Here is a 16,410-nt window from a genome sequence, read left to right as displayed (position 1 = left end):
AACGCATAGTTTTTATGCCATGATACTTATGCCATGACCTTTGTTCCATCGTGCCTCATCTACGGTTAGGTAGAAAGTGACGAGCATTACCGTATTGTTAGTTTGATATACGTTGAATCAGAAATGGTTCACTGTCTACATGATAAAATACGCATTCACAGTTTAGCGGACGCCTTTGGCAGCTTGTGAAGCAGATTATCAAGCTGATATTCATCGAGCAGTAATTGATATCGACCATCTGCAATAAAGCGATGAAGGGCTGAATTAAACTTTGCTCTCAGCTTTGGGTTGGGTATAGCAGCACGATATATTGAGATAGGAAACAGCTCATGGAATACGGTCTCCTCTTCAACATAGCCGCTGTTTTGAAACTTGAAGTAATTGAAAATGTTTCTATCTAAAACAATCGCGTCCACATGATCGAGCATGAGCATATCGACCTGACGGTCTTGTCTTGCCATTTCCATATACATTGGCTCTAGCGCTAATGCTTGCTTGAACTCTTCACCTAACACCGATTGCGCAGTTTGAAACCCAATGACACGCTTGCCCTTAAGATCATTAACATCATTGATGACAAAGTAACGTTGCGTTTTTGTCACAACAACATTTTGATAAATTATGTATGGGTCGGAAAGGACAGAATCATCTACATCGTGCGCAGCGCTTTGTGTCAGTCCTATATCCACAGCGCTATCTTCTAAAAGCCGCGCAGTTCGCCCAAAAGGAACATAGATGGGCGAAAGCGTATGTCCCATCTCCGCTAATATAGCTCTGACCAAGTCAATTTCAAAACCGCTGTGTTCTTGTGAAATAACATAAGGTGGTTTGTTCCAGCCAACCACCACGTCTAATTCACGGGCTTTGGCAGGCAAAGCAATGGCAACAACACACAAAAAAGGGATGAGAATGCGCATAAAACTCCGGTTAACTTTACAATCGAACCGCATTGATAACTACTATAGGCGCATTCGTAGTTCACGCCAGTGGACAAAAGGCTAAGGCACTAAAGCCCTGCTGACACAGAAAAATGGTGCCTATTATTACCGCTTTTCGCTTGCTTTCATTTTGTTTAACGCCAAGCGAAGGTACAATAACTAACAAAGGTCCCAACGAACGATAAATATGGCTTGGCTACAACTTCGAATTAATACTTCTTCTGAATACGCAGAATCAATAGGTGACATGCTAACTGCAAATGGCTCGCAGGCGGTTACCTATGTCGACGCGAAAGACACCCCAATGTACGAACCCAAGCCGGGTGAAGTGTTATTGTGGCCAGACACACAAGTAGTCGGCCTGTTTGAAGCAGATGCCGATATGAAAAGTATTCTGCAGCGCCTAGGTAAGGCTAAAGTACTTGGCCCAGACTTTAAATACAAGCTAGAGCCGCTTGAAGATAAAGACTGGGAGCGAGAGTGGATGGATAACTTCCACCCAATGCAGTTTGGCGAGCGCTTGTGGATTTGCCCAAGCTGGCGGGATGTTCCAGACCCTGATGCCGTTAACGTTATGTTGGACCCAGGCCTTGCTTTTGGCACAGGTACGCACCCTACTACTGCACTTTGCTTACGCTGGTTAGACGGCATAGATATGACAGATAAAACTGTGGTCGATTTTGGCTGTGGTTCAGGCATTTTAGCGCTGGCAGCATTAAAACTAGGTGCTAAGCGCGTTATTGGAATTGATATTGACCCACAAGCTCTTCAAGCGACAAAAGAAAACGCGCGTCGCAATGGCGTCGAAGACCGCCTGGATGTATATCTACCAGAAGACCAACCTGAGCTTGAAGCGGATGTGGTGATGGCAAATATATTGTCTGGTCCGTTACTGGAACTGCAAAGCGTTATTACTAACTATTGCAAAAAAGACGGCTTGTTAGTGCTTTCTGGCATACTGGCAGAACAAGTAACTCGAATCGAAGACGCCTACGCTAGCGATATTACGCTTGAGCCCAGCGCCATTGACGGAGAATGGGCGCGAGTATCGGGCAAAAAACACTAAGTGCGATTAAAAAACTGGCTAGACGGTTAATTTTACGTCTAGTCAAATCAGAGCCTTTACGGTAAACCACCTCAATATTGCGACGAAAATTTGTACGACAATGCCCGTTTCCGCCTAATTATTTGTTAATTTTTTTCACATTACAGCCCTTTCAAATCGGGGGCTGTAAGACTTTCGTACAATATTTAGACTAAAAATCAATGTTAGCTTACTAATGTGACAGATTTTTTTCACTGTCAAGACCACGAAGTGAAATTTTGTGTGATTTTTAGCCTTTTCAAGCCTTGCGAAAACACGTACACTTAGCGCCCCGTTTTAGCCGGGTGTATATTTTCTGTGCAGTTTTAGATGGCGAGCTATACATTTTACAATGCGAATTGGACCTTACGAGTTAGAAAACAATTTGATGTTGGCCCCCATGGCTGGCGTAACAGATAGACCGTTTCGCCAACTTTGTAAGCGCTTGGGTGCAGGGCTTGTTGTTTCAGAAATGCTTTCGAGTAATCCGAAGGTTTGGAACACAGCTAAATCACAGGCGCGTATGAATCATGAGGGTGAAGAAGGCATTCGCTCTGTACAGATAGCTGGGGCTGACCCTGAGCTTATGGCTCAAGCGGCACAATTTAATGTAGATAACGGTGCGCAAATCATCGACATCAACATGGGTTGTCCTGCCAAGAAGGTCAATAAGAAGCTAGCAGGTTCTGCCTTGCTTCAATACCCAGACACAGTGGAAGCGATTATTAAAGCAGTAGTTAATGCTGTTGACGTACCCGTGACACTGAAAATTCGCACCGGCTGGAACCCAGAAAATCGCAATGGGGTAGAGATTGCCCGCATTGCAGAGCAAAACGGCATACAGTCGCTTGCAGTTCATGGCAGAACGCGAGCTTGTATGTATAAGGGAGAAGCGGAGTACGACACCATACGTCAAATAAAGGCGGCAATATCAATTCCGGTTATTGCAAATGGTGACATTACTTCTCCAGAGAAAGCACAAGAGGTGCTGAATTACACCGGTGCAGATGGCGTAATGATAGGTCGCGGCGCGCAAGGTAAGCCTTGGATTTTTAAACAGATCCAACATTATCTTGAAACGGGCGAGAACCTACCAGCACCGCCACTGTCAGAGTTATATGAACTCTTGCACGAGCATGTAGCGAATGTGCAGGACTTTTATGGCGACATAGCCGGTGTGAGAATTGCCCGTAAGCACGTGGGCTGGTATCTCGCGGAGCACGATACGGATCGTCAGTTTCGTAAAACGTTTAACGCTATCGATGGTGCGAATGAGCAACTCGATGCACTAAATGCATATTTTCAAGCGCTGCAGACTCGAGAAACCCGACAGATTTCTCCCGCAGCATAGTGATGACTAACTTAAGAGCAACACAGTATTATGTTCGATCAAAACGTGACTTCACCTTTTACTACTACAGTAACTACGCCTTCACAAACGCAAGCTCAAAAGCCACTGCGTGACTCTGTAAAGCAAGCGGTTAACAAGTACCTTAAGCAATTGGATAACGCAAACATCGATAACCTGTACGAAATGGTACTGGCTGAAGTTGAAGCGCCGCTGCTAGAAGAAGTCATGACTTACACACGCGGCAATCAAACCCGCGCTGCCATCATGATGGGCATCAACCGTGGCACACTTCGCAAGAAGCTTAAGCAATACGGCATGAACTAAGATTCCAAGGGCTTTGCCCACCAAAGAGCACCAAACGGTGCTCTTTTTGTTTCAACACTACAACATTAGAAACTTAAAATTTATGCAAACACCAAAACCTATTAAACGTGCTCTCCTTAGCGTCTCTGATAAAACCGGTATCCTCGATTTCGCGACAGCGCTGCATAACGCTGGCGTAGAACTTCTGTCGACGGGCGGTACCGCGAAACTACTGGCTGACGCTGGCTTACCTGTGAAAGAAGTCTCTGATCACACAGGTCATCCAGAAATCATGGCAGGTCGTGTTAAAACTCTTCACCCTAAAATTCATGGCGGTATCCTTGGTCGTCGCGGTACCGATGAAGCGGTGATGGAAGAGCACAGCATTGCGCCTATCGATCTTGTGGTGGTAAACCTTTACCCATTTGCTGCAACCGTGGCAAACGAAGACTGCACGCTAGAAGATGCAATTGAAAATATTGATATCGGCGGCCCAACCATGGTGCGTGCTGCTGCAAAAAACCATAAAGATGTGACTATTGTGGTTAATGCGTCTGACTACGCTCGTGTACTTACTGAAATGAACGACAATAACGGCTCTTTGTCGTACAGCACACGCTTTGATCTAGCTATCAAAGCATTTGAACACACAGCTGAATACGACGGCATGATTGCGAACTATTTCGGTGCCCGTTTAAATAGTGCTGCATGCGAAACAGGTTGTTGTGAAGATAGCAGCGAATTCCCGCGTACTTACAATATGCAGCTTACTAAGAAGCAAGACCTTCGCTATGGCGAAAATAGCCATCAAGAAGCGGCCTTCTATGTAGAAAATAATATTCAAGAAGCGTCTGTTGCTACTGCTACTCAGCTTCAAGGTAAAGAGCTATCGTTTAACAACATTGCTGATACCGATGCGGCGCTAGAGTGCGTAAAGGAATTCGAAGAGCCAGCCTGTGTAATCGTTAAACACGCTAACCCGTGCGGTGTTGCTATTGGCGACGATATTCTAAGTGCATACGACCGTGCGTTTAAGACTGACCCAACGTCCGCATTTGGCGGCATTATCGCGTTTAACCGCGAGCTTGATGCGAAAACAGCACAAGCCATTGTTGACCGTCAATTCGTAGAAGTCATTATTGCACCAACAGTAAGCGATGAAGCAAAAGAAGTCGTAAGTGCGAAAAAGAATGTACGCCTTCTAGCATGCGGCGACTGGGCTGGTCAGCTAACTGAAGGTTATGACTTTAAACGTGTAAACGGCGGTTTGTTAGTTCAAGAGCGCGACTTCGGCATGGTTGAAATGGAAGACCTAGAAGTTGTGACTAAACGTAAGCCAAGTGAAGAAGAACTGCGCGACCTTATGTTCTGCTGGAAGGTAGCAAAATACGTGAAGTCTAACGCGATTGTATATTGCAAAGGCGGTATGACAGTAGGCGTGGGCGCAGGTCAAATGAGCCGCGTTTATTCTGCAAAAATTGCCGGTATTAAAGCAGCTGATGAAAACCTTGAAGTTGCAGGCTCTGTCATGGCGTCTGACGCTTTCTTCCCATTCCGTGACGGTATTGACGCAGCAGCTGAAGCTGGCATTAAGGCAGTAATTCAGCCTGGCGGCTCTATGCGCGACCAAGAAGTTATTGATGCCGCTGACGAACACGGCATTGCTATGGTGTTTACGGGCATGCGTCACTTCCGTCACTAATAGGTATCTACGCTATATCTTTTAGTGCCGGCTTAGTGAGGGAAACCAATACCTAAGTTAAACACGCAGTAAAGTGGCATTTAGTTACTTTACTGTGTGTTTGTTATTTTTCCTTAACCCTTTTTAATACGCAGACTCAAGGTCATTTGCTTGTTTGTAGTGAAATCTCATCTAAGCGACAAAGGTGCGAATTATTCTGCTAAGGCGTAAGTGCAAATAGGGGTTAGCTGATAGGCTTGATCTGACCCGAGGTAATTTGTAGTAATAGTGTTACTAATAAATGTTATGTTTTACTAGTCCGCATAGACAATTACCTACCCTCGACAGAAAAAGGAAATAAGAATGAAAAAGTTAGCCCAACTTGTGTTAGCCGCAACACTAGGTGTAACAGCAACCTATGCCGGTGCCGATGCTATTTCTGACGCCGCGATGAGTGATATCCGCTCTGATAAAGCCAAAGTGCGCGACGAGTATCGCAACCCTCAACAGACATTACGTTTTTTTGGTCTACAGCCAGACATGACCGTTGTTGAAATCTCGCCAGGTGGCGGATGGTATGCCGACATTCTTTATTCTGTTGTAAAACAAGACGGAAAATACGTTGCAGCCCACTTTTATGTAGACGATGAAACCAGCGGCTACTACAAAAAGTCAGTAGAAGGCTTTAAAGAGAAAATGAAGCCGGGCATGAAGTACGAAGGTGCAGAACTTACTGCTTTCGATCCTATTAAAGCATTAGACATAACTGAAGCTGGCAGCGCTGATATGGTGCTAACCTTTCGCAACGTACACAACTGGTATATGCGTCACGGTGACGAAGGTATCAACAATGCATTCGGCGCGTTCTTTAAAGCGCTTAAGCCAGGTGGCGTACTGGGCGTAGTGGAACATGAGCTTCCTGAAAGCGCAGATGATGAAGCAATGAAGAAAAGTGGCTACATGAAGCGCTCTTACGTCGTAGCAGCCGCTGAAAAAGCAGGCTTCGTGCTTGAAGCAAGCAGCAATGTCAACGCGAACCCGATGGATACCGCCGACCACCCGAAAGGTGTGTGGACGCTACCTCCTCGTTTGGCGCTAGACGACCAAGATCGTGAAAAGTATATGGCGATTGGCGAGAGCAATCGCATGACGCTAAAATTCACTAAACCAAAATCATAATATTAAACACTCAAAACGGAACAGTTAATGAACGTACTTGTAATTGGCGGCGGTGGCCGCGAACACGCGCTAGCGTTTAAAGCAGCGCAGTCTTCTGATGTTTCAACAGTATTTGTAGCACCTGGTAATGCCGGTACGGCTACAGAGCCTAAGCTCGAGAACGTGGCTATTGATGTAAACGACATCGCTGGCTTAGTTTCTTTTGCTCAAGGTAACGATGTTGCGCTTACTATTGTAGGCCCAGAAGCGCCGCTAGTTGCAGGTGTAGTAGATGCGTTCACTAACGCGGGTTTAATGATATTTGGTCCTACTCAAGCTGCGGCGCAGCTTGAGGGCTCAAAAGCGTTTACCAAAGACTTTTTAGCTCGCCACAATATTCCAACGGCTGAGTATCAAAACTTCACCGAGATAGACCCAGCCATAGCCTATGTTCGCAAGAAAGGCGCGCCTATCGTAGTAAAGGCTGACGGTCTTGCTGCTGGAAAAGGTGTTATTGTTGCGATGACCCTTGAAGAGGCTGAAGACGCTATCCGCGATATGTTAGCGGGCAATGCCTTTGGCGAAGCTGGCAGCCGCGTAGTTATTGAGGAGTTCCTAGACGGTGAAGAAGCGTCGTTTATTGTGATGGTAGACGGCAAGAACGTACTGCCTTTTGCGACCAGCCAAGACCACAAACGTGCAGCTGACGGCGACAAGGGGCCGAACACAGGTGGTATGGGTGCCTATTCTCCTGCTCCGGTTGTTACACAAGACATTCACGACCGTATTATGCAGGAAGTGATCATGCCGACGGTTGATGGTATGGCCGCTGAAGGCAACGACTATGTTGGCTTTTTATATGCGGGCCTAATGATTATGGCCGACGGTACACCAAAAGTCATTGAGTACAACTGCCGCTTTGGCGACCCAGAAACCCAGCCTATTATGCTTCGCTTAAAATCTGATTTGGTTCCACTTTGCCAAGCGGCGTGTAAAGGCGAGCTTGCGGGCAAAACCATTGAGTTTGACGAGCGCGCATCGGTAGGTGTAGTACTTGCCGCCGGCGGCTACCCAGGCAGCTATGATAAAGGCGATGTAATTACCGGTTTCGAAGAAGCCGCTAAATTAGATGGAAAGGTTTTCCACGCCGGTACTGCACTTCAAGATGGTAATGTTGTAACCGCAGGTGGCCGCGTACTTTGCGCCACTGCATTAGGCAACAACGTAACCGAAGCACAGCAAAAAGCATATGAACTACTAAAAACCATTCAATTTAAAGATGTGTATTACCGCACTGATATTGCGCACCGTGCGATTGCCCGTGAAGCTGAGGCTTAATAAGCGGCGCATACAACGAAAACACTAAAAACGCGGCGTAAGCCGCGTTTTTTATATCGCCTATTTTTTTGACTGTCTTACCAAGCTCTTACCAAACTCTCGCCTAACGCTCACATAACGCTCACATAACTCTCACTTAAAGGGTTAAAAACGCGCAACTTTTTACTTTGACCGTCTATACTTGAACTAAATCAAAGTACGAAAGAATTCATGGTGAATGAAAACCCTTAACATACTGGCAATATGCCTAGCATGCTTTACTTGTGCGGCAGAGAGTAGCGAAACACTCTCTGACTCAATAGGTATCAGTGGCTTTGCTAGGGTTGTTGGAGGACAACTAGACACTGACGAAGCTGAATTCCAAGGCTATTCAAATGATTTTAGCTTTTCTGAACAGTCCTTATTCGCGTTACAGGCAGACATAAGCATTAGTGAAAAGCTTAAACTGTCTGCCCAATTACTTGGGCATTCTAATGACGATAGAGATTCAGGTCTTGAATGGCTTTATCTAACTTATAACGCAAGCTCGAATTGGAGCTTTAAGTTAGGCAAATTGAGAACCCCATTTTTCCGCTATAGCGACGTACTTGACGTGGGCTTCGCTTACCCCTGGATTACGCCTCCCGAACAGGTTTATGGCGGTTTCTTATTTTCAAATTATGAGGGACTTAGCGCAACGTATCGCATCCACTTCAATAAATTAAATGTAGAAGTTGAAGCTTATTACGGTACTTATGATGGTACTTTTGACCGTGCAGGTGAAGAAACAGCCATTGAAGTAAACGATATTCGGGGTCTTATATTAGGCATGTCAAAGGGTGGCTTTCGCGCACGGGCGTCAGCCATAGTATCGTCTGACTTCTTCGCAGACATCCCGGGCTTTCAAGACTTTGCTACACTCTTGGAGCTTGCAGGATACACAGAAAACGCCGACGTTTTCCGATTTGACTCGGACGCGGTTGCGTACCAAGCAAGCTTGCAATATGACTCTCTCGATTATTTTGTTTACTCTGAAGTTATTAAAATTGAATCAGATTTAATCAGTGTTCCCGAAGTTAACGCATACTACCTAACCCTTGGGTATCACTTTGATGAGTTTCAAATATTTACTACTATTGCTTCTGCAAATAGCAGCAATGATGTTCCAACAAATCAAATTCCGAAGGGGCAATCACCACAACTCACTTCATTGTCTTTTGCCTATGATGCAATAGTCGATAGTCTTCCGCGCTATGACCTTGACTCACTTTCAGTAGGGCTTCGCTGGGACTTTAGACACAATATGTCTGCCAAAGCTGAAGTGACTTGGTTAAGTGGTGAGGAGGGGCAGAACTCATTTTACTCAGAAATTAAAAACCCGGCTTTTGATAGAAATGCGGTACTCACCCAGTTTGCACTAGAGTGGGTGTTTTAATGAAAATTCACTCGCTATTGTTTGCCATTCTTTTTGCCATGTTTGCTTCATTCGCAAAATGCGAAGAAGTCATGATTGTTGCTAACTTAGAATCACATGACGCGCCAACTGAAAAATGGCAAGTTCGAGACATCTTTATGGGAAACTCTTCTGACTGGGATATAGAGCCTGTAGGATTGCGCCCCCCCAATACCGCTAGGACAATATTCAACACTAAGTTTATTGCGCTCACAGAGTCTCGCATTCAAGGGTACTGGGCACAAATGCGCTTTAGTGGAAGAAAAACCCCACCAAAAGAGTTTAGTTCTCAAGAAGAGGCGTTGGCATACGTACTAAACAATAAAAACTCAATGACGTATGTTTTATCAACCACCGAAGTACCCCAAGGCCTTGTTGTTTTGTTTAAAGAACAGTAGCCACATTCGGCTTTGCCTATCGTTAATTCGATAATTGAATATGTGAGCACCCACAGCCAGTGGTTCGGCTTTATCTTATAGCAATGCACTGGCCGGAGGGAGCGCGCGAACTCATTTTTAAAACCCAAAAGCCTTGGTCAAGGTCTTCACTACTTCGCTAAAGTTACTTTCCCAAACACAGACGCATCTTTAAACCCTAAGTTTTTATCGCCGTTAACGGGAGTAATTTCATGAGAGCCTAAAAAGTGTTCTCTATCACCGCCATCGGCGTCACAGTAGGCCAACATAAAGCCCAGAGCCATGTTTTCTTTTAAGATTAATGGTGAGTTGTCTTTTCCATGCTGATAACTATCGTCAAATACACGCACAGCCGCTTCCCAATAAACCTTATGAGGCGCCGATATATCTCGCTGCCATTTGTTTTCAACATGATTGTTATACAGCTGCGGCACGGCTTCACCCGCTTTATTCGGACCAATATCAACAACTTGGTTGTCTAGCGCTAAGTGATAAGCGAACGCGTTGTAGTTATTAAAGTGATCGCCACCAGAGGCATCCGCATCAATAAAAATTTCTAGGCAATCATCATCCCAATATCGCTCAAGCGGGTTGGCATAGGTATCTGAGAGATGATCGTCTTCTATTTCTGCTAAAAGGTACAACGCCTTTTTATCCCAGCGTAGTTTATATCTACCAGAAAAGTCACTGGGCGCGGGACTGGTGCCCCACATCAGCGAGGTCATTTCGTGCCAATCACCTTCTTTCCATGCAGCATCATTTGCTACACCATCTATAACGGGTGCATGCACGGTAAACATAACACTGTCCGGCTTCGCCTGTGCTGTAGGAGTAAGCATTGCGATAAATAGTGCCGAAGTGAATGCTGATATTAGGGGTTTAGTACTTTTCAATTGAATACGCTCTTAGTTTGCCTTCCTGACGTTTAAACTAACATGTTTTTAGCCTTACTGCGTTTGAAAAGCTGCACAGCAACGCCTCTCTTGGGCATAAGCATTACCAATTTATCGCAGTTATTGATATAACAAGGTTAATCCTTTAATCACTAAAATAGCTATGTCATTTCGAAACGCGTGCTATCACATCCTTGCTCCCGCTAGCGAAGCCCACGAATACAAAAAACGTAGCACGTTGTTTGATATAGTGCTTATCGCGCTGATTATCGTAAATGTAGCGGCCATGATGCTAGAAACCGTACCGGGTATTCCTGCCCTTTGGCAGCGTGAACTGCATATCATTGAGGTCGTTTCGGTACTCATTTTCACTATTGAATACCTACTTCGCGTTTACAGCAGTGCGGCGGCGCCCGAGAATGGTTCCCAAGCTAACCGCAGCCCCCAAGAAAAAACGACGGTATGGCAAAAGCGTTGGGCTTATATAAAAAGCCCTATGGCGCTGGTGGATTTAATGGCAATTCTACCTTTTTACTTAAGCGTTTTCGTGGCATTTGACCTACGCATATTAAGGGTATTCAGAGTACTTCGAATTTTGAAAATTGGCCGCTATTCCCGTTCAATGCAAACCCTTATCACCGTATTGCGCAACGAGTCACATAGCCTCATCGCTGCTATTAGCGTACTTCTACTGTTCACTGTTATCGCAGCCACCTGTATTTACTATATTGAACACACCGCGCAGCCCAACGTTTTCAGCAGTATTCCAGCGTCTTTATGGTGGGCACTGGTCACGCTAACTACCGTGGGTTATGGCGATGCCGTTCCCGTTACAGCTTTAGGAAAGGTATTTGGTGGGCTTATAACCATCATGGGCATATGCTTTTATGCCTTACCAGCGGGTATTTTATCTTCAAGCTACACCACACAGATGCAGTTAAAACGGGACCGGTTCAAAGATACAGTGCAAAGTGTGTTAGACGATGGAAAGTTAAGTGAGCATGACATCCATCATTTAGAACACGTAAGAAAGTTACTTGATTTAGATGAAGAAGAAGCGAAATTAATAATACGTTTGTTGCAGCATCATCATAAGCTCGATCGTTGATTACGCGCAGGCTCCCGCCAAAACACATGAAATAAATAGACTTTGCGTGTCTGGTCGCCCCCTTGATTCTTGACGCGCATCAGCTTATAACTAGTACCCGTCATTTCTAAAAAGAATTCCTATGTCTGTCAAACACCCTATTATTGCTATAACAGGTTCTTCTGGCGCGGGTACTACTACCACGACCAATGCTATTCGCCATATTTTCAGGAACTTAAATGTTAATGCTGCAGTAGTTGGTGGTGATAGTTTCCATCGTTTCACTCGCCCAGAAATGGAAGTAGAAATTCGTAAAGCCCAAGAACAAGGCAGACATATCAGCTATTTTGGCCCTAAAGCCAACGACTTTGAACTGCTGGAGACGCTTTTTAGAGAATATGGCAGTTCGGGTACAGGGCAGTTTAGGCAATACCTTCACACCTTTGATGAAGCCGTTCCTTTTAACCAGATGCCAGGTACCTTTACCCCTTGGCAAGATTTGCCTCAAAACACCGACTTACTGTTTTATGAAGGCTTGCACGGCGGCGTAAAAACTGAAGAAAACGATGTAGCGAAGCACGTAGACTTACTGGTAGGCATGGTGCCGATTGTAAATTTAGAGTGGATTCAAAAAATTGTGCGTGATACCACTGACCGCGGTCATTCTCGTGAAGCGGTAATGAGCAGTATTGTTCGCGGCCTAGACGATTACTTCCACTATATTACGCCGCAGTTTTCGCGTACCCATGTTAACTTTCAGCGCGTGCCGACAGTTGATACCTCGAATCCGTTCAGTGCCAGGGAAATCCCAACCCAAGATGAAAGCTTTGTTGTAGTGCGGTTCAGGCGTGAAATGAAGAATGTCGATTATCCTTATTTGCTAAAAATGATCGACGGTTCCTTCATGTCTCGTATCAATACACTAGTTGTACCGGGAGGCAAAATTGCACTGGCAATGGAGCTTATTCTTACACCTCTGCTTGAAGATATTTTGAATAAGAAGCGAAGAGCTGGTCATCAAATGGATTGGCTCAGCACCAGCGAATAGCCGTAGGCTATATACACCGCTTCTATAGGCATGTATTTAAAACATTAAGTCGTAATGGCTCATTCCCTGCGTCAATCTAGGTTTATTATTGCTTAGCTTTTTTGACTAAGCTTTTTTTGACTAAGCTTTTTAACTGGGCCTTTTAACCCAGTTCTATGACCGTCGGGCACCTATTATGACTACAATTCAAAGCCAGCAAATTTGGATAGATCAGCAGAACCTTGCCAACACTAAAGTTGTTCACTGCGATATTAACGTAAGCGATTTACAGCAAGACGAAGTATTGCTTGAGACCGACAGCTTCGGCTTTTCTGCCAATAACATTACCTACGCGGCATTGGGTTTTAAAATGGGCTATTGGGGCTTTTTCCCACCACAAAGTGGTGACAATTGTGATAACCCAAACGGCTTTGGCATAGTGCCCGTTTGGGGCTTTGCTACCGTCAAAGCGTCTTGTCATCCTGACATCAAAGAAGGCGAGAAGGTATTCGGCTACCTGCCCATGGCGAGCCACTGGGTAATAAAGGCGGGAAAAGTCGCCCCACACGGATTTTCAGACGTACATGAAATGCGTAAAAGCATCAGCCCAGTTTACGACCAATATTTGCGCTGTGCGGCAGACCCTGGCTACGACAAAAACCGTGAAGCATGGCAGCTAAATTTTAGACCCCTCTATATGACGTCGTTTGTACTTGATGACTATGTTGCTGAGAAAACAAAGGGGGAAACCTTACTGCTATCTAGCGCTTCAAGTAAAACCGCGTTGGGTACAGCGCAACTACTAAAAGATCAAAAAGCGGTTCGAAACGCCAGCTACCAAGTGGTTGGGTTAACCTCTCAATCTAATGTGGATATGGTAAAAACAACTGGCTGCTACGATGCAGTGTATAGCTATGATGACCTATCCGCGCTTACGAGTGGCAGTAGCGATTCGCGTTACTGGCTTCTTGATTTTGCAGCTAACGGCACGCTAATCAATAATCTTAGCGAGCTGCTTGGCGATAGCTTAAGCGAAGTAACCTTAATAGGTGCTACAGATTGGAAAGCCGAAGAAAAGCCCAACCCCAAACTGCTTAACGCAGAGATTTTCTTCGCACCAGCTCGCGTAAAACTGCGCCAAAGCGAATGGGGGCATGAGGCCTTTTTAACGAAATATGCGGGTGCATGGCAGCGCTTCGCCTTAAAAATCAGCGACCAGTTCTTCGAACAGTCGCATCAGGGCGCTGATGCCATAACACAGTTATATCTAGAAACACTTAACGGCTCGGCCAATACCAAAGCCCTTAATGTCGCCACCTTTGATTAGCATTACATAAGCTACAGGGGTTCTTGTCTGTTTTAGACACTATTTGTAACAAACATGCTCTGCCTTTTACGCTTTTCTCGCTTTTGTATTTCACATCTTGTGGTTATAGTGAAACAAACGTAAAACAAAAGGTATGAGTATGGGTCAGGAAACCTCTAAAATTCTCGTTGTCGATGATGACATGCGTCTGCGAAGCCTATTAGAGCGCTACTTGCTAGAACAAGGCTATCAAGTTCGCAGTGCCGCCAACGCAGAGCAAATGGATAGATTGCTTGAGCGCGAGAATTTTCACCTTATGGTTTTAGATCTTATGCTACCTGGCGAAGATGGTTTATCTATTTGTCGCCGTCTTCGCCAGCAAGAAAACGACATGCCCATCATTATGCTTACCGCAAAGGGCGATGAAGTTGACCGCATTATTGGCCTTGAAATGGGTGCAGATGACTATTTGCCAAAGCCATTTAACCCCCGCGAGCTTTTAGCCCGCGCTAAAGCAGTATTGCGCAGACGCAGCAGCGAAGCGCCGGGCGCACCGTCTAAAGACGTGCAAATTGTGGAGTTTGGCAATTACAAACTTAATCTCGCCACACGTGAGATGACAGCAGGCGATACGCCGCTCACTTTAACTAGCGGCGAGTTTGCGGTATTAAAGTCTTTGGTTACCCACCCCCGCGAGCCTTTGTCGCGAGACAAACTGATGAACTTAGCGCGAGGCCGAGACTACAGCGCCCTAGAACGCAGTATTGATGTTCAAGTATCACGACTGCGAAGAATGCTTGAAGACGACCCAGCCAACCCTCGCTACATTCAAACCGTTTGGGGTTTAGGCTACGTATTTGTGCCTGATGGCGAGCAAGTATAGTAACTATGACGGATACGGCGGGTACCTCTGCCATAACCTATTCGCTAATGAAGTATGTTTACTCATGAAACCTAATTATGTTTTTACATGCTGCCATTGCAAGCACTGGTTCATGACACAAAGCGACGGCAAGCTATGCGTTTAATTCCCAAAAGTGCATTTGGTCAAACCGTCATGCTTATTGGCGTGTTGTTGCTCATAAACCAAATTGTGTCCTACATCTCGGTCACCTATTACTTTATTCACCCCAGCTACCAACAAATTAACAGCTTATTGGCAACCCAAGTTAAGTCTGTGCTGGCTAACGATTTACTGGTGACTAACCAAGAAACACGAGACCGCTACTTTCAGCAAACGCAGGTACAAGTATTTGATGAAAGCGTAGCGAGAAAGAATGGCCTAGAAAGCGCTGTCTATTACAGCTATATATCAACGCAGGTAAGTGAACAGCTTAGGCAGCTTGCTGACGTGCGCATTAGCACCACTACGCAGGCCAGCGACGAAAGTGCGCCTTACATTGTGTGGATATCTCTTAATCGCTATCCAGACACCTGGATTTCTATTCCTATTTCAGGGTTAAACGAAGCGAATATATCGCCCCTTACTATGTACTTAATGGTAATTGGTATATTGAGCGTAGCGGGCGGCTGGCTGTTTGTAAGGCGCATGACCCGGCCTTTATCCGCTTTACAAAAAGCAGCAATTGCCGTGGGCAAAGGTGAGCATCCAGCGCCGCTTCGCGAGCAGGGCAGTACCGAAATGATCCAAGTTACCCGCGCGTTCAACCGCATGAATCAGGGTATAAAGCAGCTTGAGAACGACCGTAATATCATGACAGCAGGTATTTCCCACGACTTGCGCACGCCGCTTACTCGTATTCGCCTCGCATCAGAAATGCTGCCAGAAGATCAGGACTGGATAAAAGACGGCATTGTGAATGATATAGAGGATATGAATGCTATTATTGACCAGTTCATTGACTATGCACGTTACGACACCGAAGAAGTCACACAAGAAACCGATTTAAACGCTATTATTGCTGAGCTGGTGCAAGCAAGGCATTTAGATGATAAACATCATATTGAATTAAAGCTAAACGCCATCCCTCCACTGTCACTGCGACGTATTGCAATGAAGCGAGTCATCGACAACCTTATTGAAAATGCCTTCAAATACGGCTCTGATGAAATCGCCATTAGCAGTTTCTATAACCGCCACGAAAAACGCGTGTACTGCAAAGTGCGTGATTTTGGACAGGGTATTCCAGAAGAAGAGCTTAACAGTGTTTTCATGCCGTTTGCGCAAGGTGATAAAGCCCGTAATTCATCTGGCTCTGGCCTAGGGCTTGCCATTATTCGAAGGATAATAGAGGCTCACGACGGAGAAGTGTCGCTTAGAAACCACCCGCAGCAAGGGCTGGTTGCTGAGTTTTACTTACCCTACCTTTCAGAGCTTCCTAAAAAGAAATAGCGCAGCGTTACGCCGTTAATTTGTAGCGCTTTGCATACCGGCT

At 45.4% G+C, this 16,410-nt stretch carries 15 protein-coding genes; 13 read left to right on the top strand and 2 right to left on the bottom strand.

What is annotated here, in order from left to right; translation table 11 throughout:
* Positions 1–155: 155 nt before the first annotated feature.
* Positions 156–917 (bottom strand): substrate-binding periplasmic protein, encoded by a 762-nt coding sequence (locus D1814_RS08335; protein ID WP_118491288.1) that lies wholly within the window; start codon positions 915–917, stop codon positions 156–158.
* A gap of 208 nt (positions 918–1,125) precedes the next feature.
* On the opposite strand from D1814_RS08335, the gene prmA reads away from it, so the two are divergent.
* From prmA to D1814_RS08295, 8 genes are all read left to right on the top strand, one after another.
* The gene (prmA, locus tag D1814_RS08330; protein WP_118491286.1) at positions 1,126–2,004 is read left to right on the top strand and encodes a 50S ribosomal protein L11 methyltransferase; all 879 of its coding nucleotides are present in this window, start codon (positions 1,126–1,128) and stop codon (positions 2,002–2,004) included.
* Between the two features lie 370 nt (positions 2,005–2,374).
* The gene (dusB, locus tag D1814_RS08325; protein ID WP_118491284.1) at positions 2,375–3,373 is read left to right on the top strand and encodes a tRNA dihydrouridine synthase DusB; all 999 of its coding nucleotides are present in this window, start codon (positions 2,375–2,377) and stop codon (positions 3,371–3,373) included.
* A 30-nt stretch (positions 3,374–3,403) separates the two neighbouring features.
* On the top strand, positions 3,404–3,697 hold the full coding sequence (gene fis / locus D1814_RS08320; RefSeq protein WP_012520109.1) for a DNA-binding transcriptional regulator Fis: 294 nt from the start codon (positions 3,404–3,406) through the stop codon (positions 3,695–3,697).
* Between the two features lie 82 nt (positions 3,698–3,779).
* Positions 3,780–5,378 (top strand): bifunctional phosphoribosylaminoimidazolecarboxamide formyltransferase/IMP cyclohydrolase, encoded by a 1,599-nt coding sequence (gene purH / locus D1814_RS08315; RefSeq protein WP_118495348.1) that lies wholly within the window; start codon positions 3,780–3,782, stop codon positions 5,376–5,378.
* Positions 5,379–5,720: 342 nt separating this feature from the next.
* On the top strand, positions 5,721–6,536 hold the full coding sequence (locus D1814_RS08310; protein ID WP_118491282.1) for a class I SAM-dependent methyltransferase: 816 nt from the start codon (positions 5,721–5,723) through the stop codon (positions 6,534–6,536).
* A gap of 27 nt (positions 6,537–6,563) precedes the next feature.
* Positions 6,564–7,853: a phosphoribosylamine--glycine ligase gene (gene purD, locus D1814_RS08305; protein WP_118491280.1), complete on the top strand. Its 1,290-nt coding sequence runs from the start codon at positions 6,564–6,566 to the stop codon at positions 7,851–7,853.
* Positions 7,854–8,070: 217 nt separating this feature from the next.
* A complete protein-coding gene (locus D1814_RS08300) occupies positions 8,071–9,267 on the top strand; it encodes a hypothetical protein (protein ID WP_118491278.1) in 1,197 nt (398 codons plus the stop codon).
* Complete coding sequence (locus D1814_RS08295; RefSeq protein ID WP_118491276.1) at positions 9,267–9,683, top strand: hypothetical protein; 417 nt, start codon at positions 9,267–9,269, stop codon at positions 9,681–9,683. Before D1814_RS08300 ends, D1814_RS08295 begins: the two co-directional genes overlap by 1 nt.
* Positions 9,684–9,832: 149 nt before the next feature.
* On the opposite strand, the gene D1814_RS08290 is transcribed toward D1814_RS08295, so the two are convergent.
* Positions 9,833–10,594 carry a sugar-binding protein gene (locus D1814_RS08290; protein WP_118491274.1) on the bottom strand — a complete coding sequence of 254 codons (762 nt, stop codon included), beginning with the start codon at positions 10,592–10,594 and terminating at the stop codon, positions 9,833–9,835.
* 157 nt (positions 10,595–10,751) lie between these two features.
* Here D1814_RS08290 and D1814_RS08285 point away from each other — a divergent pair, with 157 nt between their 5' ends.
* The 5 genes from D1814_RS08285 to envZ all read left to right on the top strand — a co-directional run bounded on the left by D1814_RS08285 (position 10,752) and on the right by envZ (position 16,367).
* Positions 10,752–11,702 carry an ion transporter gene (locus D1814_RS08285; RefSeq protein ID WP_118491272.1) on the top strand — a complete coding sequence of 317 codons (951 nt, stop codon included), beginning with the start codon at positions 10,752–10,754 and terminating at the stop codon, positions 11,700–11,702.
* 121 nt (positions 11,703–11,823) lie between these two features.
* Positions 11,824–12,729 carry a phosphoribulokinase gene (locus D1814_RS08280; RefSeq protein WP_025257298.1) on the top strand — a complete coding sequence of 302 codons (906 nt, stop codon included), beginning with the start codon at positions 11,824–11,826 and terminating at the stop codon, positions 12,727–12,729.
* Positions 12,730–12,904: 175 nt separating this feature from the next.
* Positions 12,905–14,035: a DUF2855 family protein gene (locus tag D1814_RS08275; protein WP_118491270.1), complete on the top strand. Its 1,131-nt coding sequence runs from the start codon at positions 12,905–12,907 to the stop codon at positions 14,033–14,035.
* Between the two features lie 139 nt (positions 14,036–14,174).
* Positions 14,175–14,897: an osmolarity response regulator transcription factor OmpR gene (gene ompR, locus D1814_RS08270; RefSeq protein WP_118491268.1), complete on the top strand. Its 723-nt coding sequence runs from the start codon at positions 14,175–14,177 to the stop codon at positions 14,895–14,897.
* Positions 14,898–15,032: 135 nt separating this feature from the next.
* The gene (gene envZ, locus D1814_RS08265; protein WP_118491266.1) at positions 15,033–16,367 is read left to right on the top strand and encodes a two-component system sensor histidine kinase EnvZ; all 1,335 of its coding nucleotides are present in this window, start codon (positions 15,033–15,035) and stop codon (positions 16,365–16,367) included.
* Positions 16,368–16,410 lie beyond the last annotated feature (43 nt).

It is taken from the genome of Alteromonas sp. BL110 (assembly GCF_003443615.1).
Taxonomy (GTDB): Bacteria; Pseudomonadota; Gammaproteobacteria; order Enterobacterales; family Alteromonadaceae; genus Alteromonas.
This window is presented reverse-complemented; position numbering and strand designations above follow the sequence as displayed.

Bases quoted from the DNA above. Each gene is read 5' to 3' on its own strand.
- prmA (WP_118491286.1), top strand. From the start codon at position 1,126: ATGGCTTGGCTACAACTTCGAATTAATACTTCTTCTGAATACGCAGAA.
- purD (WP_118491280.1), top strand. From the start codon at position 6,564: ATGAACGTACTTGTAATTGGCGGCGGTGGCCGCGAACACGCGCTAGCG.
- D1814_RS08275 (WP_118491270.1), top strand. From the start codon at position 12,905: ATGACTACAATTCAAAGCCAGCAAATTTGGATAGATCAGCAGAACCTT.
- envZ (WP_118491266.1), top strand. From the start codon at position 15,033: ATGCGTTTAATTCCCAAAAGTGCATTTGGTCAAACCGTCATGCTTATT.
- fis (WP_012520109.1), top strand. From the start codon at position 3,404: ATGTTCGATCAAAACGTGACTTCACCTTTTACTACTACAGTAACTACG.
- D1814_RS08300 (WP_118491278.1), top strand. From the start codon at position 8,071: ATGAAAACCCTTAACATACTGGCAATATGCCTAGCATGCTTTACTTGT.
- purH (WP_118495348.1), top strand. From the start codon at position 3,780: ATGCAAACACCAAAACCTATTAAACGTGCTCTCCTTAGCGTCTCTGAT.
- dusB (WP_118491284.1), top strand. From the start codon at position 2,375: ATGCGAATTGGACCTTACGAGTTAGAAAACAATTTGATGTTGGCCCCC.
- D1814_RS08310 (WP_118491282.1), top strand. From the start codon at position 5,721: ATGAAAAAGTTAGCCCAACTTGTGTTAGCCGCAACACTAGGTGTAACA.
- ompR (WP_118491268.1), top strand. From the start codon at position 14,175: ATGGGTCAGGAAACCTCTAAAATTCTCGTTGTCGATGATGACATGCGT.
- D1814_RS08335 (WP_118491288.1), bottom strand. From the start codon at position 917: ATGCGCATTCTCATCCCTTTTTTGTGTGTTGTTGCCATTGCTTTGCCT.
- D1814_RS08295 (WP_118491276.1), top strand. From the start codon at position 9,267: ATGAAAATTCACTCGCTATTGTTTGCCATTCTTTTTGCCATGTTTGCT.
- D1814_RS08280 (WP_025257298.1), top strand. From the start codon at position 11,824: ATGTCTGTCAAACACCCTATTATTGCTATAACAGGTTCTTCTGGCGCG.